Source organism: Streptomyces sulfonofaciens (assembly GCF_014656295.1).
GTDB classification, from domain to species: Bacteria; Actinomycetota; Actinomycetes; order Streptomycetales; family Streptomycetaceae; genus Streptomyces; species Streptomyces sulfonofaciens.
On sequence record NZ_BNCD01000004.1, the window covers coordinates 159,920 to 181,676 of the forward strand.

Below are 21,757 nucleotides of genomic sequence, written 5' to 3' on the forward strand. Positions count from 1 at the left end.
CGGCGGGCCGCCGCCGGGCGCGGGGGATGCTGGAGGCATCATGGATATGCACAGCACGGGCCGCCCGCAGGACCGGCCCGAGGACGCCCTCGCCGGTGCCGCCCGTCCTGCTCGGGTCCTCGTGGTGGAGGACGAGCCCGACCTGGTGGAAGTGCTGTCCGGCGCCCTGCGCTACGAGGGTTTCGAGGCCCGCACCGCGGGTGACGCCGCGACGGCACTGGCCCTCGCGCGGGAGTTCCGCCCGGACGCGGTGGTGCTCGACTGGATGCTGCCGGACGCCGACGGCCTTGAGGTACTGCGGGGACTGCGTGCCGAGCTTGCGGCGGTCTGTGTGCTCTTCCTCACGGCACGGGACGCCGTCGAGGACCGTATCGCCGGGATTACCGCGGGCGCGGACGACTACGTGACGAAGCCGTTCAGCCTCCAGGAGGTGCTGGCCCGGCTGCGCGGTCTGCTGCGCAGGGCCGGGTTGGCGCGGCAGCCCGACGACGGGGAGCGGATCGTGGTCGGTGATCTGGTGATGCAGGAGGAGGCCCGGGAAGTCACCCGGGGCGGCGAGGCGGTCGAGCTGACCAGGACCGAGTTCGAACTCCTCAGGTTTCTGATGCGCAACCCCCGCCGGGTGCTGTCCAAGGCGCAGATCCTGGACTCGGTGTGGTCCTACGACTTCGGGGGCCGGGCCCATGTCGTCGAGCTGTACGTCAGCTATCTGCGCAAGAAGATCGACGCGGGCCGGACTCCGATGATCCACACCGTGCGCGGCGTGGGGTACGTGCTCAAGCCGGAGCCCCGGTGAGGGCCCGGATACCGCGGCCCCGGCCGCCCCGCGCGCCGCGCACCCTGCGTGCGAGGCTTACCGCGGGGCTCGTGGTGCTGCTCGCGGTGGCGAGCCTGGCCGTGGGGCTGACCACGGTCCTCGCCCTGCGGAGCTTCCTTGAGCACCGCATGGATCAGCAGTTGCTGGCCACCGAAGGGCGCTTCCCCGCCAGCCTCGAACGCGGCGAGCGACCGGACGCCGACAACCCACCCGACACCCGGGGCCAGGCCGACCACACCTTCGGCGCGCGGCTGCTGCCTGCAAGGCCCGCTCGAGCGGCGGTGGTCGACGACCAGGACGACCGGCCCGTGCCGCTGACCGGGGGCGATCGGAAGCTGCTGGCGGATTTGCCGGCGACCGGGCGCGGCCGCAGCGTCACGCTCTCCGCGCTCGGCGACTACCGGGTCGTCGCGGTGCCGGGCGATGACGGCGACGTCCTGGTCACGGGCCTCCCACTGCGTCCGGTGGCCGAGACCGTGCACCGGCTGGAGATGGTGGAGGCCGTGGTGTTCGGCTCCGCCCTCGCCGTCACCGGTGTGGCCGGCGCCCTGTGGGTGCGGTTGTCGCTGCGCCCCCTGCACCGGGTCACTGCGACCGCCGCGAGCGTGGCCGAGCTGCCGCTCGCCAGCGGCGAGGTGGCCATGCCCGCCCCCGTGCCGGACATCGACCCGCGCACCGAGGTGGGCCAGGTCGGCACCGCGCTCAACCGGATGCTCGGCCATGTCGGCGACGCGCTGGCCCGCCGGCAGGCCGGCGAGGAGCGGCTGCGGCACTTCGCCGCGGACGCCAGCCACGAACTGCGCACACCGGTTGCCACCGTGCGCGGGCACGCGGAGCTCGCCCTGCGCCACCCGGGCCCCGTTCCGGTGGAGGTGGGGCGCGCGCTGGAGCGCATCCAGGCCGAGTCCGAGCGGATGAGCACGCTCGTCGACGACCTGTTGCTGCTGGCCCGGCTCGATGCGGGGCGGCCTCTGGAACGCGGGAGCGTGGACCTGACCCGGCTGGTGCTGGATGCCGGTGACGACGCGCGTGCGGCGGCCCCCGGCCACCGCTGGACGCTGGAGTTGCCCGAGGAGCCGGTCACCGTCACCGGGGACGTGCACCGGCTGCACCAGGTGATCGGCAACCTGCTCGCCAACGCCCGCGTCCACACCCCGCCGGGCACCGAGGTCGTCGTCCACCTCGCCGCGGGGCCCGGCGGCGAGGTGCGGGTGACGGTGGCGGACGACGGGCCGGGGGTGCCGGCGGAGATCCAGGACGAGGTGTTCGAGCGCTTCGCCCGGGCCGACCACAGCCGCTCTCGTGCGGGCGGGGGCAGCGGCCTCGGGCTCGCCATCGTGCGGGCGGTAGTCGCGGGGCACGGCGGCAGCGTGTCACTAGACAGCAGGCCGGGAGCCACCGCATTCCGGATCAGCCTGCCCGCCCGGAACGGGACACCGGCCGGCTGAACCGCGCTGGAGTCGGCGCATGGGAGCCGGGCCACGGAGCCGGGCAGACAGACGGCTCATAGGAGCCGTGGCACGGAGCCGGCGCATGGGAACCGTGGCGGGGAGCCGTGGCGCTTTCGCACCGGGACCGGCGTGCGGTCAGTCGCTGTCCCCGTGGTGCAGCGCGGTCCTGGAGAAGCCGCGGTGCCAGGCAGCCTTCCCCCGTTATCTTTTCGTGGTCCTGCAAGAGGGCCGCTGGCCTCCGGGTCCGGCATGACTGTGTCAGCTTGCGGCGAAGTTCGGCACCGTCGTGGTGATCGTGGACCAGCCCGCCTCGATCGGCGCCCTGCCCCTGACGGTCGCCCGGGATGCGGGCTGCCAGGTCGCCTACCTGCCCGGACTGGCCATGCGCCGGATCGCCGACCTCTACCCGGGCGAGGCGAAGACCGACGCGAAGGACGCCGCGGTGATCGCGGACGCCGCCCGCACCATGCCGCACACCCTGCGCTCGCTGGAACTGACCGGCGAGGTCACCGCCGAGCTGACTGTGCTTGTGGGCTTCGACCAAGACCTCACGGCCGAGGCCACCCGCGCCTCCAACCGGATACGCGGCCTGCTCACCCAGTTCCACCCCAGCCTGGAGCGCGTGCTCGGGCCCCGGTTGTACCACCAGGCCGTCACTTGGCTGCTGGAACGCTACGGATCCCCGGCCGCACTGCGAAAAGCCGGTCGCCGCAGGCTCGTGGAGGTGATCCGGCCCAAAGCCCCACGCATGGCCCACAGGCTGATCGACGACGTCTTCGACGCCCTCGACGAGCAGACCGTCGTGGTCCCGGGCACCGGCACCCTCGACGTCGTCATCCCGTCCCTGGCCCGCTCCCTCGCCGCCGTTCACGAACAACGCCGGGCCTTGGAAGCCCAGATCGAGGCCCTGCTGGAGACCCACCCTCTTTCCAAGGTCCTGACCTCAATGCCAGGGGTCGCGGCCAGGACCGCCGCCGCCTTGCTGGTCACCGTCGGCGACGGCACCAGCTTCCCCACCGCCGCCCACCTGGCCTCCTACGCAGGCCTCGCACCGACCACGAAGTCGTCGGGCACCTCGATCCACGGCGAACACGCACCCAAAGGCGGCAACCGGCAACTCAAACGCGCGATGTTCCTCTCCGCCTTCGCAGCCCTGCACGACCCCGCCTCCCGCACCTACTACGACCGCTGCCGAGCCCGCGGCAAGACCCACACACAAGCCCTCCTCCGCCTCGCCCGCCACCGCATCAGCGAACACGGTCATGGGAACGTGTCTCCAGAGGATGTGCCGTGCGCTGCGCATGGGGGTCGGCGGCTCGGTGGCCGGCCGGAGCAGCGCGCCCGCCCAGGCACGGCAACCTCTCACAATCCCCTGGATCACGTGACAGAGGGCCTGCCGGACCACCGGGGTGCGGGGTGGGCGGTTGAGGGGTGTCCCTTGGTTCCCGGCCGGCGGGCGGCCGGGAACCAAGGATCTGGTCGCCGGTCCAAGTCAGTCCCCGGCGGTGGCCAGCTCGCGACGTTCTGAGGTCCGCCAGGCCGACCGCCGGGGCAGGAGCCCGTCGAGTGCCATGGCTCCAGGTCCGACGACGGCGACGGTGAGGAAGGCCCAGCAGAACATGACGGCCGGCTCGCCGCCGTTCTGGATGGGCAACAGGGCGTGCTGCTGGTGCACCGAGAAGTAGGCGTAGGCCATCGAGCCGGAGCAGATCAGCGCGACTGCCCTGGTGAAGAGTCCGGTGGTCACGAGAACGCCACCGGCGAGTTCGATGGCGGCGGCCCACCAACTCGGCCACTGGGGGAAGTGCGGGGTGCGACCCGTTTCGGCGCCGCCGAGTACGCCGAACAGTGTGGCGGCACCGTGACAGGTGAACAGCAGGCCCGTCACCAGGCGGAACAGACCGAGTAACAGTCGGTTCCATCGATCGGGAAGCAGGGTGCTCATGATCACTCCAGGGGGGGTGGCTGATGTGACGTTCTTGAGCTGTCGTGCTGGGGGGAAACGCATCGGCGATGATGCGTGGCAACGACGCAATGCCGCCGCGCCGGGCAGGCACGTGCAGTGCGCCGGCGGCCGGCGTCTGCCGGAAACGGCATGCGCAGACGAGCCGGATGAGCCGTATGGGTGTCCGGTCGTGCAGCAGTGTGCCGGATGGCTGGTTAAGAAATCGTTCAGATGTCGTGGCGACCTGGGGAAGTGCACGCTGATGTCCGTCCAGCCGTGAGTGGGCCGTGCGGCGTCAGGCAGGTGAGCAACGAGTGTCCCGGCCTGCTCACTCGCCGCCGCCCGCCGCCTGATCGCGCGCCTCGTGGTGGTCGGCGACACCTCGGTGTGCGCGCAGGGTCAGCACGACGGTCAGGCCTCCGCCGGGCGAGTCCTGCAACGCGACGGTGCCGCCGTTCGCGGTGACCAGCCGGTGCACGATGGCCAGCCCCAGACCCGCTCCGCTCGCCTCCGGATTGCCGAATCGCCGGAAGGCGGCCGAGCGTGCGGCGGGGGTCATCCCGGGGCCGTCGTCGGCCACGCGGACCACCACGGAGTCGCGCCCGGGACGCGTGCTGAGTCTCACGTGGCCGCCTGGCTGCACGGCTTCGAGCGCGTTGTCGATCAGGTTGTCGAGGACCTGTTCCAGGCCACCCCGAGCGAACAACGCAACAAGTCCTCGCTGCCCCCGCGTGCTCAAGGTGATGTGCCGTTCGTCCGCCACCGGCTCCCATGCGGCAGCGCGTTCCGCGATCAATCGGTCAATGGGCACGGGCAGGAGCCGGGGCACACTGTTCTCCGATCGCGCCACGGCCAGCAGGCCGTCCACCAGCCTGGACAAGCGCACGATCTCATCCTGCGCTCCGGCCAGTTCGATGGCCATCTGCTCCTCGGCGTCGTCCGCGAGCAGGTCCAGGCGCAGGCGCAGCGCCGCGAGCGGCGTTCGCAGTTGGTGCGAGACATCGGCGACGACGGCTCGGTGACCGTGTACCAGGGATTCCGTGCGTGCCGCCATGGTGTTGAAGGTGGTGGCCAGGCGCCGCAACTCGGGAGGCCCGCTGTTGGCAGGCGCCCGCACCCCCAGGTCTCCGTCACCCAGAGACTGGGCCGCATTGTCAAGCGTGTGCAACGGGCGGCCTATCCACCTGGCCAGCCAGAGTGACATCATCGCCGCACCGGCGATGCCCACAATGGCGATCAGGACGAGCCAGCTCAGCATGATCAGAATTCGATCGTCCAGATCCTCGGTCGACCGGCTGAGGACGGCCACGCCGGTCGTGTCCGCCCCCTCGCCGACCGGCACGGCGACCGTGAGCCAGTGACCGTCCTGCGTTTCGTGCGTCCCGCGCCCGGACAGCGCGGCCCGCCTCGCGCGTTCGACCGGGGCACGTCCCGGACCGTGCCCGGTGCCTGAGCACCCACCGGCATCGACGGTCCTGCCCGTGATGTCGTACACGGCCGCACAGTCGCCCTGTGTCACCGCGCGCCGCACCAACCGGGTCATCTCCGTTCCCGGGTGGTGGTCGGACAGGGCCTCCTCGGCGGCTGCGGAGAGGGATGCGGCAGCATCCGAGATGGCGTTGCGGAAGGAAGTGCGTTCGCTGTGCACCATGGACCAGCCCAGTGGCACGACGGCCAGCATGAGGATCACGCCGACCAGCAGGATGACACCTGCACAGACACGACGGGTCACTGTCGCCTCAGCCGATCCGGCCCAGGCGGAAGCCACGCCCGTAGACGGTCTCGACGAGTCCCGGCGTCCCCAGCTTGCGACGTAACGCGGCGATGTGGACGTCGAGGATCTTTGTCGGTCCGTACCAGTGAGGGTCCCAGACGCGCTCCAGGATTTCCTGCCGGCTCACCACCCTGCCGGGGTCGGTGATCAGGCAGTGGAGTATGTCGAACTCCTTCGGTGTCAGCGGGGCTTCGAGGCCGTTCACGGTGGCGCGCCGGGTGCGCGGGTCCACGGTGAGTGGCCCATACCGGAGCAGTTCCGGCTTCGAGGGGCGGGACCTGCGTAGGACGGCACGGATGCGCGCCAGGAGTTCGGCGAGTCCGAAGGGCTTCACGAGGTAGTCGTCGGCGCCTTCGTCGAGGGCGCCGACTCTGTCCCGTTCCTCCCCGCGCGCCGTCACCACGATGATCGCAGCGCCTGACTGCCTCCGCAGCCTGCGGCAGACCTCTACCCCGTCCACGTCCGGCAGCCCGAGGTCGAGCAGGACGACGTCCGGTGGTGGCACCGCCGCCAGTGCCTCGTGGCCCGTCTCGACGGCCTGTGCCTCGTATCCGGCCCGTCGCAGGCCCTGGACGAGGGAGTACGCGATGCCCGGGTCGTCCTCGACCACCAGCGCGCGCGGTGCGTCGGAGGCCTCGCCGGGGTCGGTGCGCTGTGCCATGGCGCACAGCGTAGGACGGGTGGCGGGTGGTTGGCCGTCTGCGTTCAAGTGGTCCCGTTGGCTGTGCGATGTCGGGCTACGAGGGCACGAAGTCGTCGCGTTGCCAACACGGCTGTGCATGGCGTGCCTCCGCGGTTTTCCTCCTGTGCGACAGGCGCCCGCCGCGGCTACAGGGCGCGGGTGGTCACGGGGCGATGAATCCCGTAGGCGGCGGCAACCGGCCAGGTCCGCGAGCCTGAAGTGCCCCGGCGAGACGCGAGGTGGCCCCGGGTCCTCAGCGGGCTTCCGGAGAGCGTGCTGCGGTGCGCCACCATCAGGCGTGGCAAGGTTCACGGATGAGTGCCGCGCAAGATTGAATGAGACCCCCGGCCCTGCCGGCCGCGGCCTCGTGGGGCTCGCGGCGGAATCCGCGCATCCCTCTCCGCGGATGGCCCATCACCAAGCAGGTCCGCTGGGCGCTCCGCCATCCACCCAAGAAGGTCTGGTATCCCGCATTCGGGACGAGGGCACGCAGCGCGAAGGGCGCCGAAGCCGCCGAGTTGACCGGCCTGGTCGACCTGAGCGGCTACCCCGAAGGCACCCGTCATCGTCCGCCGCGAGCCCCCGTAGCGGAGCTCACCTTTCCCTGTTCGACCTGGACGAGAGCATGCGCCACCAGGTCTTCCTCACCGACACCCCAACGGTCAGAACTCCGGGCAACTGCTGGAGATCCGCCACCGCCCGCACGCCCGCGCCGAGGTCCTCAGCCACTCCCGCCAGATCACCGGCCGGCGGAAGATGGCCAAGAACGAGATCCGGGCCGGTGATCAAGTCGCTCGGCCCGATTTGTGACGTTCTCGCCGCCGCCGACCCCAACGACAAGGCCGAGGTCTACCAGAACCTCGGCCTTCGACTGACCTACGAGCCTGGAAAACAGCTTGTGCGGGCCAAGGATCAACTCGACCCGCACAAGTTGGGGATATGATCTGTGTCCGAGGGGGGACTTGAACCCCCACGCCCGATAAAGGGCACTAGCACCTCAAGCTAGCGCGTCTGCCATTCCGCCACCCGGACCGGTGGTGCCGCACGGATCTCCGTGGCGACGTGGAAAACCATAGCAAACATTCCCGGTGCCCCGACGCACGGAGATCCGCACCGGGCGGGGGTGTGAACGGCGGATCACGCGGACCCACCCGGCCTTGGGCGGCGGGGGTGGAAGCGGGAGGATGAAGGGTGACCAGCAGCAGCGAAAGCGGAGGTAGCAGCGTGAGCGAGTCGAGTGCGGACCAGGCCCGGGCGGCCGTGTCCGGTGAGGACGAAGTCGTCGACCTGTGCCGCGATCTGATCAGGATCGACACCAGCAACTACGGCGACCACTCGGGCCCCGGTGAGCGCGCGGCGGCCGAGTACATCGCGGAGAAGCTCGCCGAGGTCGGCCTGGAGCCGCAGATCTTCGAGTCGCACCCGGGCCGGGCCTCCACCGTCGCCCGGATCGAGGGCGAGGACCCCTCGCGGCCCGCGCTGCTGATCCACGGCCACACCGACGTCGTCCCGGCCAACGCCGCGGACTGGACCCACGACCCGTTCGCCGGCGAGGTCGCCGACGGCTGCGTCTGGGGGCGGGGCGCGGTCGACATGAAGGACATGGACGCGATGACCCTCGCCGTCGTACGCGACCGGCTGCGCAGCGGCCGCAAGCCGCCCCGGGACATCGTGCTGGCCTTCCTCGCCGACGAGGAGGCGGGCGGCATCTACGGCGCGCGGCACCTCGTGGACCGCCACCCCGGCCTCTTCGAGGGCGTGACGGAGGCCATCGGCGAGGTCGGCGGATTCTCGTTCACCGTCAACGAGAAGCTGCGCCTGTACCTCGTCGAGACCGCCGAGAAGGGCATGCACTGGATGCGGCTCACCGTGGAGGGCACGGCCGGGCACGGCTCGATGACCAACACCGACAACGCCGTGACGGAGCTGTGCGAGGCCGTCGGACGGCTCGGGCGCCACACCTGGCCGGTGCGGGTCACCAAGACCGTACGGGCCTTCCTCGACGAGCTCTCCGACGCCCTGGGCACACCGCTCGACCCGGAGGACATGGAGACCACCCTCGCCAAGCTGGGCGGCATCGCCAAGATGATCGGCACCACGCTGCGCAACTCCGCGGCCCCCACCATGCTCGGCGCCGGCTACAAGGTCAACGTCATCCCCGGCGAGGCCACCGCCCACGTCGACGGGCGCTTCCTGCCCGGCTACGAGGAGGAGTTCCTCGCCGACCTCGACCGGATCCTCGGTCCGCGGGTCAGGCGCGAGGACGTCCACCACGACAAGGCGCTCGAAACCAGCTTCGACGGCTCCCTCGTCGACGCCATGCAGGGCGCGTTGCGCGCCGAGGACCCCATCGCGCACGCCGTGCCGTACATGCTTTCCGGCGGCACCGACGCCAAGTCCTTCCACGACCTGGGCATCCGCTGCTTCGGGTTCGCACCGCTCCAACTGCCGCCCGAGCTGGACTTCGCCGGCATGTTCCACGGCGTGGACGAGCGGGTCCCGGTGGACGGCCTGAAGTTCGGGGTGCGGGTCCTCGACCGCTTCCTCGACGCCTCGTAGTTCCCCTGCCGAGCCCGTCGACCGACCTGATTCTCAGTCGAGTCGTTCAAACGACCACTCCAATAATCGGCCGTATGTACGCCGTTGGGCTGAGACGGGTGAATGAGACGATCAGGTCGTAGCTCGATTACTCCCTCTTCGTTACAGGTGGTGCGGTCCGCAACTGGGGGCCGCGCTGTCAAACAGGAGGAACAATGATCAAGAAGGTCGTCGCTGCTGCGGCCGTCACCGGTGGACTGGTGCTGGCGAGCGCCGGCGTCGCCGCCGCCCAGGCCGGTGCCCAGGGCGCCTCCCTGGGTTCGCCGGGCGCGGTCTCCGGCAATGTCATCCAGGCGCCTGTCGGGGCCGAGCCGAACGTCTGCGGCAACTCCGCCGCCGTGGTCGGACTGCTGCCGAGCGTTTCTGCGGGTAATGCCTGCACCGGCAACTGACGTTGTGCTTGCCCCTCTGAGGGTCTGAGCTCAGGCCCCGGAGTGCATCTCCTGTGCGCTTCGGGGCTGTTGGGCGCCCAGCGCACGCGTCACAGGGCACGTGCCATCTCCCAGGCATTTTCCAGAAGCTGAAAGACAGGAACAGCTATGCGACAGGTCATGCGTAAGGGCCTGATCACCGTGGCGGCCGCCACCGGCGTGCTCGCCGCGACCGGCGGGTTCGCGCACGCCGACTCGCACGCCTCCGGCGCGGCCGCCGGGTCGCCGGGCGTGGTGTCGGGCAACACCGTGCAGGTGCCGGTGAACATCGCGCCGAACGTGTGCGGGAACGCCGTCACCGTGCTCGGCGTGCTCAACTCCGCCACGGACAACAGGTGCGGTGGCTCGTCCGGGAGCAGCGGTCAGGGTTCCTCGTCGGGCGGTGAGTCCTCGGCCTCCGGCCAGACCGGCGACTCGCCCGGCGTGGGTTCCGGCAACAACGTTCAGGTGCCGGTCGACGTGTCCCCGAACGTCTGCGGCAACTCCGTCGACGTCATCGGCCTCGGCGGCGCGAACGAGAACAACTGCGGCGGCGACCAGGGTGGCGGCATCGAGCTGCCGCCGCCGGTCGAGCCGCCCGTCGAGCCGCCCACGCAGCCCGACGAGCCGGACCAGCCCGGCACCCCCGAGCAGCCCTCGAAGCCGCACCAGCCGGCCAAGCCCGCCGACCACGAGCCGCAGGGCTCCGTCAGCCAGCCCGCGGGATCCGAGCAGCTCGCGGAGACCGGCAGCGCCCTGCCGCTCAGCGCCACCCTGACGGTGGGCGGAGGCGCGCTCCTCGCGGGCGCGGTGCTCTACCGGAAGGCTCGGGCTCGGGCGTAACGGTTCTGTGTAGTCCCGCATGATCGTGGAGCGGGCCCCGCCGATCGGGGCCCGCTCCACCGTTCGTGCCACCCTCTGTCACCGTATGGTCGCTCTGGGTCGCCCTCGGTGCCCACCCTACCGCGCGGCCCGGCACGCGGGCGCCCCGCCGGTCCGTCCACCGAGTGGACCTCGCCCCGCGCGCCCCGCCGAGCGGCCCGGGAGCGGGCGGCCGTGCCCGGGAGGGCCCTCCCCGGGCCGGGCGGCCGGGGAGGGGGCCCTCACCAGGTGGCGCGTACCTGGCGGATGATCCGGCGGCGCAACCGCACCCTGCGGCTGCCGTCGGGATCCAGTCTCAGGCGGTGCAACTCCCAGTGTCCGTACTCTGCGTGGTCCGTGAGCAGACGTGTGGTCTCCTTGCGGGACACCCCGCGCGGGACATACACATCGACAAATTCGTATTCCGGCATCGAATCTATTGTGCGGCCACCGGCCCGTTACGGATAGCGTCTGCACTATGTCTGATGCTGCGCAGCCGACCGCTGCCGACGTACGCACCGCCGCCGAGGCGGTCAAGACCGCGCTCGACCGCCACCTGGCCGCGGTCGAGCGGAGGTCGGGTGACGACGACCCGGCCGTCTACGAGGCGTTCAACGAGCTCGCCGCGGCGGCCGAGGAGTACGACGAGCTCCTCTACGACCGCTACGACGAGGTCACCCCCTTCGAGATCCCCGGCGCGGAGGAGACCCCGCCGTACGCGGGTCCCGAGGAGCCGAACGCCCTGAGCGTGCTGATCCGCCGGGACTACGCGGTGGTGGAGCCGCAGCGGCTGCTGGCGCAGGCCGGGCGGGTGGAGGCCGCCGACGAGGAGGGCACCACCGTCGAAGGGGCCGGCGACACCGTGCAGGGGGCGCTCGGCATCCTCTTCGGCGAGTTCGAGCCGGACGAGATCGCCTCCCGCCACAAGGAGTTCGGTCTGGAGGAGGGCGACTCGACACTCTGGGTGACCGCCGCCGACGAGCCCCCGGAGCCCGGCGAGTGGCTGGAGGCCCCCTTCGAGGGCGCCGACCCCCAGCGGCTGGTCTGCCGCTTCGACGTCAGCGCCGTCTTCGACGACGACCACGACGACGCGCTCGACGACGAACTCGCTGACGAGGACATCGAGGAGGCGGAGGACGGCCCGGACGACCTGGACGAGCTGGACGACGTCGAGGAGGACGACCTGGAGCCGCTCGACGCGGACCGGTCGAGGTGAGGGGCCGCCACCCGGCGCACATGGGATGACGGGCGGTGCGGGGCGCGGCAGCGGCGCCCCGCCCGCGGTGCGCCGGTGAGCGGCTGCCGATGTCCCGCCCGGCCGGGCCCGTCCGGGCGGGGAGCGCCGAGCGCGCGGTCAGACGGGCCCTGCGGCGCCGGTGAGCTGGGTTTTCAGCAGGGTCGCCAAACGGGTGGTGCGCGGTTTCGCGGGGCGCTCCGCGACGGCTCGGGGCAGCGCCTGGTCGGCGCCCTGGATCACGGACAGATGCCGCTCGCCGCGCCCGAAGGCCGTGTACACCCAGGCCCTGGTGAGGGCCTGGACCGCGTCGCCGGGCAGCACCACGACCGCTGCGGGCCGGCGCAGCCCCACCGCCTGGTGCGCGGTCAGTGCCCAGCCGTGCCGCACGGTCTGCTCCACCCGCTCCTTCGGGACCACCACGGCAGTGCCGTCGCAGTCCAGGTGCAGGCCCTCGGCGTCGGCCTTCACCACCCGGCCGGGGGTCGTGCGCCCCGGTGCCGGGGCGTGGGCGATCCGGTCACCCGGGTCGAAGCCGGCGAAGCGGCCGGGGCCCGGATTCAGCCGTTCTTTGAGCGCGGCGTTGAGCGCGCGGGTGCCGGCCGCGCCGCCGTGCCCCGGGGTGATCACCAGGGTCTCCCCGGCGGGCACCCCGAAGGTCCTCGGCACCGAGTCGGCGACCAGTTGCACCGTCCGGTGCACCGCTTCGCCCGCGTCCCGCACCGGTACGACCACGACCTCCTTGCCGGGTGCGTCGACCTGCTGGAGCTCGCCGGCGCCGATGCCGGAGACCAGCTCGCCGATCGGGCCGGGGTCGGGCAGGCGCGAGGCGATGTGCGGGCAGGCACGGGCGGCGAGGAGGTCGGCGAACACCCGGCCCGGTCCGGCCGACCACAGCACGGCGGGATCGCCGCTCAGCACCAGGCGGGCGCCGTCCGGCAGCGACTCCACGAGCATCGCGGCCGTCTCCACGTCGAGCTGAGGCGCGTCGAGGACCACCAGGAGGTCCACGGCCAGCGCTCCCTCCCCGTCCCGCCCCGGTCCCTCGTCACCGGCCAGCAGACCGGGGACGGTCACGACGCTGCCGAAGGGCGCGGAAGCAGCCTCGGAGGGCGCGGAGACGGTGCCGGACGGCGCGGAGTGCCCGGGGCGCCCGTCGGCCGTGCTCGCGCCGGGCCCGCCGGCACCGCCGCCACCCGCGGCGGCGACGAGTGCGCCGAACCGGCGGCGCCCGTCGGCGGTGTGGGTGGCGGCGCAGACCCGCAGGCCGAGGGAGTGCGCGGCGGCGACCAGGGCGGCCGGTTCGGCGCGGGACGCCTCGCCGCCCGAGTGCAGCACCAGGCCCTGCCCGGCCACCGCGCGCAGCAGCTCGGCCGCGGCACCGGGGGCCGACGGCGCCGCCGCCAGCCAGGCCGCCGGGTCGGAGGAGGACTGGGGCGGGGAGTTCACCAGACGGGCGAGGCCGTCGGCGAGGCTCTCCTCGGCGAGCGCGTGGCGTTCGAGGCCGACCAGGACGCGCACCGGGCCCTGAGCCCCGTCCTCGCCCTCCGCGTCCTGGGCCGCTGCGGTGCTGTCCGCTTCGGCGGGGCCCGCGGCGGAGCCGGGTCCCGCGGTGGTGTCCAGCGCGTCCTGGAAGACCAGTACGTCGCCCTCCGCGATGGCGCTCTGCACGGCGGTGTCCGGGTCGGCGACGGCGTACCGGCCCAGGGCGCTGCCGAGCGCGGGGGCCTCCAGAGCCGTGTGTCCGGCGAGCGCGGCCTGGTCGAGGAGCCAGACCGTCAGTGCGCGGCCGCGGCGCTCGTCGTCGGGCCCGCACTCGGGGCCCAGCAGGGCCCTGGCGAAGCCGTCGGCCTGCTCGGGGCGTACGCCGGGGACCCTGAGCAACTGCCAGGGGTCGGCCCGCAGGACGTCGGCCGCGCCCTCGCCCAGCGCCGCGGCCGCCGGCGCGGCGAGCGGGGCCGGTGCGCCGCCCGCCGCCAGCACCTCGCCGGCCGCCCGGACGGCCTGGGCCGAAGGGGCGGCGGCCGGGGCCGGGGCCACGGGCGCCGAACGCTCGGCGGGCGCGGCCGCGCGCGGGGCGCTGCGCGGAGCGGGCTCCGGACCGTCGAACACACTGCCCACCGGCTGGGCGCCGCTCTCCACGGCCCGCACCGCCGCTAGCAGGTCGGCGGCCGTGCCGCTGAGCTTGGCACCGCTCGCGATGGGCTCCTGCCGCTCGGCCTTGCGCTGCTCGATCCGCTGCCGCAGCTCCCGCTGGGCCGTCAGCTCTGCCTCGGCCTCGGACACCTCCGCGCCGCCGGACCCGTCCGCCCCGGCCGCGGCGGTGTCCGGGCTCCCGAGGGCCGTGCCACCCGGAGCCCCGCCCTCGGGGGGTGTGTCGCCGGGAGCCCCGCCCCCGCCGTTGCTCCCGCCTTCGCCTTCGCCTTCGCCTTCGCCTTCGCCCGCGCCCGCGCTCGCCCGGCCCGGATCCGCGTCGCCCCCGGGCGTGTCGTGTGCGGCCGCACCGCCCCCGGCGGCGCCGTCCGCGGTCGCGGCAGCACCCTTCGGGGCGTCACCGGTCGCGCCCTCGGCGGTCGCATCGCCTCCGGACGCCGAAGGGGCGGCCGTGTCGCTCCCGGCCGGGTCCTGCGGAGCCGTGCCGTGCGCGTCGGCGTCCTTCGGCTCGGTGCGACCCTCGGCGGACTCCGTGCTCACAGCGTGCTCCAGTCGTGATCGGGATAGCGGTGCACGGGCGCCGACACATCGTCGAGCGCCCGGCAGATCTCGTGAGGAAGACTAAGCGCCTCCACTGACAACACGGCCGTGAGCTGCTGGGCCGTGCGTGCGCCGACGATGGGGGCGGTCACGCCCGGACGGTCGCGCACCCAGGCGAGCGCCACCTGGAGGGGGGTCGCGGCGAGGCCGTCCGCCGCGGTGGTCACGGCGTCCACGATGTGGCCCGCGGTGTCGTCCAGGTACGGCTCGACGAACGGGGCGAGGTCGGAGGCGCCGCGCGAGTCGGGCGGTATGGCATGGCGGTACTTGCCCGTGAGCACGCCGCGGCCCAGGGGGGAGGAGGGCAGCAGGCCGATGCCGAGGTCCAGCGCGGCGGGCAGCACCTCGCGCTCGACACCGCGCTGGAGCAGGGAGTACTCCATCTGCGTTCCGGCCAGCGGGGTCCGGGTGCCCGCGCCGGCGAGCTGCCACGTCGCGGCCTTCGCGAGCTGCCAGCCGCAGAAGTTCGACACCCCCGCGTAGCGGGCGCGGCCGCTGCTGACGGCGATGTCCAGCGCGCCCAGGGTCTCGTCCAACGGTGTGCGGGGGTCGAACGCGTGGACCTGCCACAGGTCGACGTAGTCCGTGCCGAGGCGGGCCAGCGAGGCGTCCAGCGCGTTGAGCAGGTGGCCGCGTGAGCCGTCGAAGCGCCGCTCGGGGTCGGGGACGCTGCCCGCCTTGGTGGCGATGATCAGGTCCCGCCGCGGGATCAGGCCCTCGATGAGTCTGCCAAGGACGTACTCGGCCTCCCCGTCGCCGTACACGTCGGCGGTGTCGACGAGGGTGCCGCCCGCCTCCCAGAAGGTCTTCAGGAGGTCCGCCGCGTCGTTCTCGTCGGTGTCCCGGCCCCAGGTGAGTGTGCCGAGGCCGAGCCGGGACACACGCAGGCCGGTGCGGCCGAGCTGCCTTTGTTCCATGGGCGCTGAGATTACTGGTCGCGCGTGTCGATGTGGCGCCCTGTGGACAACCGGCCGGCCGGTCCGCCCCGGCGCCGTACCCCGTGCACCCGTCGCTGACCGCCCGGGCACCGGCGCGCTAGGGTCTGCACCACCAGGACGTTACTGACGGGTAAGGGGATGGGGTCATGCAGCTCGGGATCAACCTCGGCTACTGGGGCGCCGGAATGGACGCGGACAACCTCGCGGTGGCCCAGGAGGCGGACCGGCTCGGCTACGCCGTGTGCTGGGCGGCGGAGGCCTACGGCTCGGACGTCCCCACCGTGCTCTCCTGGGTGGCCGCGAGGACCGAGCGCATCGACGTCGGCTCGGCGATCCTCCAGATCCCCGCCCGCCAGCCCACCATGACCGCCATGACCGCGGCCACCCTCGACACGCTCTCCGGCGGCCGTTTCCGCCTGGGCATCGGCGTGTCGGGCCCGCAGGTCTCCGAGGGCTGGTACGGCGTCAAGTTCGACAAGCCGCTCGCCCGCACCCGCGAGTACGTCGAGATCGTCCGCAGGGCGATGTCCCGCGAGCGGCTCAGCTACGAGGGCGAGCACTGGACGCTGCCGCTGCCCGGCGGGCCCGGCAAGCCGCTGAAGCTCATCGTGCACCCGCAGCGCGAGCACATCCCGCTGTACATCGCGGCCATCGGCCCGAAGAACCTGGAGCAGACCGGCGAGATCGCCGACGGCGCGCTGCTGGTCTTCGCCGCAGCGGAGCACCTGGAGGAGACGGCGCTCCGCCACCTGCGCGCCGGGCGCGAGAAGGCCGGCGCCACCATGGAGGGCTTCGACGTCGTCCCGACGCTGCCGATCGCCGTGGGCCCCGGCGGCACGGCGGGCGGTGACGAGGACGTGCACGCCCTCGCCGACCTCTTCCGCCCCTACACGGCCCTCTACGTGGGCGGGATGGGCAGCCGCAGGCAGAACTTCTACAACCAGCTCGCGCAGCGCATGGGCTACGAGAAGGAGGCCGCGGAGATCCAGGAGAAGTACCTGGCCGGGGACAAGGAGGGCGCGGCCGCCGCCGTGCCGCACCGGCTGATCGACCAGACCGCGCTGCTCGGTTCCGTGGCCCGTATCGCCGACCGGATGCAGGCCTACGCGGACGCCGGCGTCACCACGCTGACCCTGTCCCCGGCGGGGTTCACGCTCGACGAGCGCATCGCGTCCCTCAGGGCCGGCACCGAGGCCCTGGAGCGCGCCGGTCTCGCCTAGCGGCGGCGGACGGGCCCGGGACCGGGGAGGGCCGGTCCCGGTCAGGCCGAGGCCCCGGTCAGGCCGAGGCCGCGGTCCCGGGCAGCATGAGATCCCGGACAGCCGAGGTCTCCGGCCGGAACGCGCCCCGGGCCGCGCCCGGTCCCCGTCCGGGGCCGAGCCCGCATCGGGCCGGATGCACGAAAAAGCAGCCCATCCTCCCTCTTTCGGTCGATTCACACGATACAGATGTTGCCGTCCGTCCATGTCCGCATTTGACTCGATCTCTGCGGACCCCTGCACGGAGGTATCGGATGCTTTCGGCCAAGAGTCTCTTCATGGAGATCCTCGACAACGACGAGTCGTTCCGGCTCTTCTGCTCCATCGCGGCCAGCGGTGAAACCCAGGGCGGCTGGGAGAACAGCCGTATCGCGGCGCTGATCCCAGAGGAGGAACGGGCACTCGCGCCGAAGGTGGCCCGGCACGGCGCGGACGAGGACAAGCACGGGCGGATCTTCCGCGCCCTGCTGAAGAAGCGCGGGCTGCGCCCGGTCGACGTACCGCGCGAGACCGACTACACGCTCCTGCTCGAACAGCACGGCATCGGCCTCGCCCACGACAAGCTCAGGCGCGACGAACAGCTCACGGTGCCCGACATCATCGTGTACCTGGCGCACAGCAGGGTCACGGAGCAGCGCGCCGCCGAGCAGATGGCGCTGCTGCGCCGCCTGTTCGACGACCACCCCGAGGTCGGCCGCGCGGTCCGGATGATCGCCGAGGACGAGGACAACCACCTCGCGTACTGCCACGAGGAACTGCTGCGCCTCGCGCGCGCCGGCCACGGGCGCAGCATCCAGCGCGCGCTGCGGGAGTGCGCGCACGCCGAGATCCGGGTGCACCGCGACGTCAGCCTGGCCGTCATGGGCCACATGGGCCGCATCCTCGGCTGGTCCCGGGCCAGGACGGCGCTGGTCGGCGCGGGCATCCACGCCACCTACGGGTACGAGCGGGCGGGCGGCTGGCGCCGCATGGTGAGCCTGAGCATGCCCGAGCGCCGCAACGCGCTGGGCGGCCCCGCCACGCCGGAGCCCGCGCCCGAGTACGCCTGAGGGCCCGGCGGGCGGGCGGTGCGCCGGGACGTTTCCGCGCGGCTCCGGCACGGCGCCCGTCTGCCGGGCCGGGCACCGGGCGCCCGCCGAAAGGACGAGGGATGCCGAGAGGGGCCGTCCCGCGGTGGCGGCGGCTAGAGCCACCCGCGGTGCTTGAAGAGCCGGTACAGGAGGATCTCCAGAGCGGCCATGAGGGCGATGACCGCCGGGTACGACCAGATCCAGTGCAGTTCGGGCATGTGGACGAAGTTCATGCCCTCGATGCCCGCGATCATGGTGGGCACGGCGGCCATGGCGGCCCAGGCCGAGATCTTGCGCATGTCGTCGTTCTGCCGCACGCTCATCTGCGCCAGGTGTGCCGAGAGGATGTCCGACACCAGCCGGTCGAGGCCCTCCACGGACTCGTTGACGCGCGTGAGGTGGTCGCTGACGTCGCGGAAGAACGGCTGGGCGGTGGGCGCCACGAACGGCACGGCCGTCGAGAAGGGGCCCGAGCCCGACAGCCGGGTCACCGGCACGGCCAGTGGCCCCGTGGCCCTGCGGAACTCCAGGATCTGCCGCTTGAAGCGGTAGATGCGCGACGCGGTGGAGCGGGCGCCGCCGCTCTCCGGCGAGAAGACCTCCGCCTCCAGCTCCTCCAGATCGGCCTGCAGCTCCGTCGCCACGTCCAGGTAGTGGTCGACGGTCGTGTCGGCGACCGAGTACAGCACCGAGGTCGGGCCGTGCTTGAGCATGTCGGGCTCCGCCTCGAGGCGCCGGCGGACCGCGGACAGTGGTGAGATGTCGCCGTGCCGTACGGTCACCACGAACGAGTCGCCGAGGAAGAGCATGACCTCCCCCGAGGAGACCTCGTCGTTGCGGGCGTCGTACGCGACCGGCTTGAGGACCACGAACAGGGAGTCGTCGTAGACCTCCAGCTTCGGCCGCTGGTGCGCCTTGAGGGCGTCCTCCACCGCGAGGACGTGCAGCCCGAACTCGTCGGAGATGTGCTCGAACTCCTCCTGCGTGGGCTCGTACACCCCGATCCAGACGAACGCGTCCCCCTGCGCACGCGCCTGCGCCAGGGCGTCGGAGAAGTCCGAAGGACCCTCGGTGCGGTGTCCGTCCCGGTAGATGGCGCAGTCCACGATCACGGCGGGCATTCTTCCGTGCGCCGGGCCGGGGCGCATCCCCTCGTGGCTGTGCGTTGCGCCGCATTTCGTGCCCACCCGCCGGCCCCGCGGCCGCCGGCCCCGCGAGTGCCGCCGCCCGTGCCGGTGCGGCCGTGTGCCCCGGGTGCCAGGACACCGCCGTTGGGGCCTGTCGTTCGGATCAGGCCGGGCTCGCGAGCCCTGGCACGCGCGTCTGCGGCGTCGTCGTCGGTCCCCGACGCTCGGCGTCGGCTCCCTCCTCCGCCTTGCGGCCGGGCGCACCGGGCCCCGCTCCCCGATCCAGCCCGATGCGAGGGAAAGACCCTAGGTGCCGGGTACCGGGTCGGCGTCCGGCACCCGTGCCGTGCTGTGCCTGACCACCAGCTCGGTGCCCAGTTCGATACGCGGTTCCGTGGCCTCCCCGCGGCGCAGCCGGAGCACCATCTGCGCCGCGGTCTCGGCCATCCTGCGCAGCGGCTGGTGGACGGTGGTGAGGGCGGGGCTCGACCAGCGGGCCAGCGGGATGTCGTCGTACCCCACCACGGACAGGTCGGTGGGCACCCTCAGGCCCCGCACCCTGGCCGCCTCCAGCACGCCGAGGCCCTGGAGGTCGCTGCCGGCGAAGATCGCGGTGGGCGGCTCCGCGTGGCCCAGCAGGGTCTCGGCATGCTGGAAACCGCCCTGTACGTGGAAGTCGCCGAACCGGACCAGCTCGGGGTCCACCTCGATCCCTGCCATGCTCATGGCCGAGCGGAAGCCGTCCACACGGGCCAGCGAGCAGAGCATGTCCTCGGGCCCGGAGATGATGGCGATCCTGCGGTGCCCCAGCTCGATGAGGTGGCGGGTGGCGGCGAGGCCGCCCGCCCAGTTGGCGGAGCCCACGGAGGGCACATCGGGTTCGGGGTCGCCGGCCGGATCGACGATGGCGAACGGGATGGCCCGTGAGCGGAGCTTGTGCTTCAGCTCGTCCGGCAGGGTCGAGAAGACCAGCACCACGCCGAGCGGCCTGCGCCGCAGCACGCCGTCGATCCACTCCGGTCCCGGCGCGTGCCGGGTGCCCGACTCGGTCAGCACCACGCTGGCACCCGCCGACTTGGCGACGTTCTCCACTCCCCGGATGAGTTCCATCGCCCAGGTGCTCTCCAACTCGTGGAAGACGAGCTCGATGAGCGGCGCCTCGGAGGCGGCCGCGGAAGTGCGCCGGTAGCCGTGGGCGTCCAGGAGGCTTTCGATCCTCACCCTGGTCGGCGCGGAGACGTCCGGCCGGCCGTTGAGGACCTTCGAAACTGTCGAAAGAGAGACGCCAGCCTTGGCCGCCACCTGCGCCAGGGTGACGCGCCCGGTGGGCTCATCGTCGTCACGCATGGTGAGAAGGATAGGCCACCCGCACAAGTGGCGGTCGTCGATAACGTTTTGATAGCGCCCTTCTCCGCATGTTGACCACTATGCGTCGCAGTCATACCGTCGCTCGGCAATGGACTTTCGGCGATGCTGCCGAAACTTTCGAAGGGCGACGACGATGAAGGCACCCGCACGGCTCCCACGTGCTCTCGCTGCCGCGACAGCCATGGTCATGGGGCTGTCATTGGCGGCCTGCGGCAACAGCGACTCCGGGGGCGACTCCAACACCTTCCACGTGCTGGTCTACGGGGACGCCGGCAACAAGGTGGAGAACGACATCGTCGCGGAGTTCAACAAGACCTCGAAGGTCAAGGCGGTCCTGGACACCATTCCGGGCGCCGACTACCAGGCGAAACTGCAGACCATCATCAACACCAAGCAGGCCCCGGACGTCTTCTTCAACTGGGGCGGCGGCAGTATCAGGCCCTTCGTCAAGGCGGGCCTGCTGCAACCGCTCGACGACATGATCAAGCAGGACCCCAAGCTGAAGAGCATGTTCCTGCCCTCGGTCTTCAACGCCGGCGAGGTGGACGGCAAGGCCTACGGCATCCCCATGCGCGGCACCCAGCCCGTCCTGCTCTTCGACAACAAGAAGGTGCTCGCCGAGGCGGGCGTCGAGCAGCCGAAGACCTGGGACGACCTGCTGGCCGCCGTCCCGAAGCTGAAGGCCCGGGGTGTCACGCCCATCGCCCTCGGCGGCGGTGACAAGTGGCCGACCCTGATGTGGTTCGAGTACCTCTACGACCGCATCGCCGGCCCCGATCTGCTGAAGAAGGCCCTCGCGGGCGACAAGGACGTCTGGGCGAGCGCCGACAGCAAGAAGGCGCTGACGACCATCAAGCAGCTCGTCGACACGGGTGCCTTCGGCAAGAACTTCGACTCGGTGAAGTACACCGACGGCGGCTCGCCGACCCTGGTCAACAAGGGCAGGGCCGGCTTCGAGCTGATGGGTTCCTGGTACTTCTCGCAGCAGCAGGACAGCGCCCCGAAGTTCGCCGCGGACGGCCTGGAGTACACCACCTTCCCGACCGTGCCCGGCGGCAAGGGCGACCCGGCCGACCTGGTCGGCAACACCAACAACTACTACTCGGTGATGAAGAAGGCCCCGCACAAGGAGGCCATCGCCAAGTTCCTGGCCTTCATGTACTCGAACCACTTCATCAACGCCCAGTTGCAGATCGGCAACCTCCCCACCACCACCAACACCAAGGACGCGCTGTCCGGCTCCAGCAACGCGAAGTACCTGCAGTACCAGTACGACCTGGTGGCCAAGGCGCCCGACTTCCAGCTCTCCTGGGACCAGGCCTACACCCAGGACAACTCCACCCCGCTGCAGACCGCGATCCAGCAGTTCTTCAACGGGACCATCGACCAGGACGGCTTCATCAAGGCGATGCAGGGCCTGAACACCGACTGACGCACCGCCGAGCCACCGAACCCACCCGAGAGAGACA

At 72.0% G+C, this 21,757-nt stretch carries 18 protein-coding genes, 1 tRNA gene and 1 pseudogene; 11 read left to right on the plus strand and 9 right to left on the minus strand.

The window, feature by feature from the left end; translation table 11 throughout:
- Positions 1-46 precede the first annotated feature (46 nt).
- From IE313_RS08810 to IE313_RS08820, 3 genes and pseudogenes are all read left to right on the plus strand, one after another.
- Positions 47-796: a response regulator transcription factor gene (locus tag IE313_RS08810; RefSeq protein WP_229924508.1), complete on the plus strand. Its 750-nt coding sequence runs from the start codon at positions 47-49 to the stop codon at positions 794-796.
- Positions 793-2,265 carry a sensor histidine kinase gene (locus tag IE313_RS08815; RefSeq protein WP_373316951.1) on the plus strand — a complete coding sequence of 491 codons (1,473 nt, stop codon included), beginning with the start codon at positions 793-795 and terminating at the stop codon, positions 2,263-2,265. The genes IE313_RS08810 and IE313_RS08815 overlap by 4 nt, the downstream gene beginning before the upstream one ends.
- 262 nt (positions 2,266-2,527) lie before the next feature.
- A pseudogene (locus IE313_RS08820) lies at positions 2,528-3,520 on the plus strand (IS110 family RNA-guided transposase); the annotation flags it as partial.
- A 240-nt stretch (positions 3,521-3,760) separates the two neighbouring features.
- Here IE313_RS08820 and IE313_RS08825 read toward each other — a convergent pair.
- From IE313_RS08825 to IE313_RS08835, 3 genes are all read right to left on the minus strand, one after another.
- A complete protein-coding gene (locus IE313_RS08825) occupies positions 3,761-4,213 on the minus strand; it encodes a DoxX family protein (RefSeq protein ID WP_189930412.1) in 453 nt (150 codons plus the stop codon).
- Positions 4,214-4,541: 328 nt separating this feature from the next.
- Positions 4,542-5,981 (minus strand): sensor histidine kinase, encoded by a 1,440-nt coding sequence (locus tag IE313_RS08830; RefSeq protein WP_189930413.1) that lies wholly within the window; start codon positions 5,979-5,981, stop codon positions 4,542-4,544.
- Positions 5,953-6,648 (minus strand): response regulator transcription factor, encoded by a 696-nt coding sequence (locus IE313_RS08835; protein ID WP_189930414.1) that lies wholly within the window; start codon positions 6,646-6,648, stop codon positions 5,953-5,955. The genes IE313_RS08830 and IE313_RS08835 overlap by 29 nt, the downstream gene beginning before the upstream one ends.
- A gap of 802 nt (positions 6,649-7,450) precedes the next feature.
- Between IE313_RS08835 and IE313_RS08840 the strand changes: the two genes are divergently transcribed.
- Positions 7,451-7,612, plus strand: a complete 162-nt coding sequence (locus IE313_RS08840) for a hypothetical protein (protein ID WP_189930415.1) — start codon at positions 7,451-7,453, stop codon at positions 7,610-7,612.
- A 4-nt stretch (positions 7,613-7,616) separates the two neighbouring features.
- Here IE313_RS08840 and IE313_RS08845 read toward each other — a convergent pair.
- Positions 7,617-7,701: transfer RNA gene (locus IE313_RS08845), tRNA-Leu, on the minus strand.
- A 192-nt stretch (positions 7,702-7,893) separates the two neighbouring features.
- Here IE313_RS08845 and IE313_RS08850 point away from each other — a divergent pair.
- The 3 genes from IE313_RS08850 to IE313_RS08860 all read left to right on the plus strand — a co-directional run bounded on the left by IE313_RS08850 (position 7,894) and on the right by IE313_RS08860 (position 10,520).
- Positions 7,894-9,228 (plus strand): M20/M25/M40 family metallo-hydrolase, encoded by a 1,335-nt coding sequence (locus tag IE313_RS08850; protein ID WP_189930416.1) that lies wholly within the window; start codon positions 7,894-7,896, stop codon positions 9,226-9,228.
- A gap of 194 nt (positions 9,229-9,422) precedes the next feature.
- Entirely contained in the window at positions 9,423-9,659 is a 237-nt protein-coding gene (locus tag IE313_RS08855; protein ID WP_189930417.1) for a chaplin, read from the plus strand.
- Positions 9,660-9,806: 147 nt separating this feature from the next.
- The gene (locus IE313_RS08860) at positions 9,807-10,520 is read left to right on the plus strand and encodes a chaplin (protein ID WP_189930418.1); all 714 of its coding nucleotides are present in this window, start codon (positions 9,807-9,809) and stop codon (positions 10,518-10,520) included.
- 260 nt (positions 10,521-10,780) lie between these two features.
- On the opposite strand, the gene IE313_RS08865 is transcribed toward IE313_RS08860, so the two are convergent.
- Entirely contained in the window at positions 10,781-10,969 is a 189-nt protein-coding gene (locus IE313_RS08865; protein WP_189930419.1) for a DUF5703 family protein, read from the minus strand.
- 47 nt (positions 10,970-11,016) lie between these two features.
- Here IE313_RS08865 and IE313_RS08870 point away from each other — a divergent pair, with 47 nt between their 5' ends.
- Positions 11,017-11,754, plus strand: coding sequence for a hypothetical protein (locus IE313_RS08870; RefSeq protein WP_189930420.1), 738 nt, complete (start codon positions 11,017-11,019; stop codon positions 11,752-11,754).
- A 138-nt stretch (positions 11,755-11,892) separates the two neighbouring features.
- Here the strand turns inward: IE313_RS08870 and IE313_RS08875 are convergent, their stop codons facing one another.
- Positions 11,893-14,466: a helix-hairpin-helix domain-containing protein gene (locus IE313_RS08875; RefSeq protein WP_189930421.1), complete on the minus strand. Its 2,574-nt coding sequence runs from the start codon at positions 14,464-14,466 to the stop codon at positions 11,893-11,895.
- Positions 14,463-15,443: an aldo/keto reductase gene (locus IE313_RS08880; protein WP_189930422.1), complete on the minus strand. Its 981-nt coding sequence runs from the start codon at positions 15,441-15,443 to the stop codon at positions 14,463-14,465. The genes IE313_RS08875 and IE313_RS08880 overlap by 4 nt, the downstream gene beginning before the upstream one ends.
- A gap of 167 nt (positions 15,444-15,610) precedes the next feature.
- On the opposite strand from IE313_RS08880, the gene IE313_RS08885 reads away from it, so the two are divergent.
- Positions 15,611-16,684: an LLM class F420-dependent oxidoreductase gene (locus IE313_RS08885; protein WP_189930423.1), complete on the plus strand. Its 1,074-nt coding sequence runs from the start codon at positions 15,611-15,613 to the stop codon at positions 16,682-16,684.
- Positions 16,685-16,977: 293 nt separating this feature from the next.
- A complete protein-coding gene (locus IE313_RS08890) occupies positions 16,978-17,772 on the plus strand; it encodes a ferritin-like domain-containing protein (protein ID WP_189930424.1) in 795 nt (264 codons plus the stop codon).
- 134 nt (positions 17,773-17,906) lie between these two features.
- Here IE313_RS08890 and corA read toward each other — a convergent pair whose 3' ends face one another.
- Together corA and IE313_RS08900 are read right to left on the minus strand one after the other, a co-directional pair.
- Positions 17,907-18,905, minus strand: coding sequence for a magnesium/cobalt transporter CorA (gene corA / locus IE313_RS08895; protein WP_308439157.1), 999 nt, complete (start codon positions 18,903-18,905; stop codon positions 17,907-17,909).
- Positions 18,906-19,226: 321 nt separating this feature from the next.
- Positions 19,227-20,279, minus strand: a complete 1,053-nt coding sequence (locus IE313_RS08900) for a LacI family DNA-binding transcriptional regulator (protein ID WP_229924510.1) — start codon at positions 20,277-20,279, stop codon at positions 19,227-19,229.
- A gap of 142 nt (positions 20,280-20,421) precedes the next feature.
- Here IE313_RS08900 and IE313_RS08905 point away from each other — a divergent pair, with 142 nt between their 5' ends.
- The gene (locus IE313_RS08905; protein ID WP_189930427.1) at positions 20,422-21,720 is read left to right on the plus strand and encodes an ABC transporter substrate-binding protein; all 1,299 of its coding nucleotides are present in this window, start codon (positions 20,422-20,424) and stop codon (positions 21,718-21,720) included.
- The last annotated feature ends 37 nt before the right edge of the window (positions 21,721-21,757 follow it).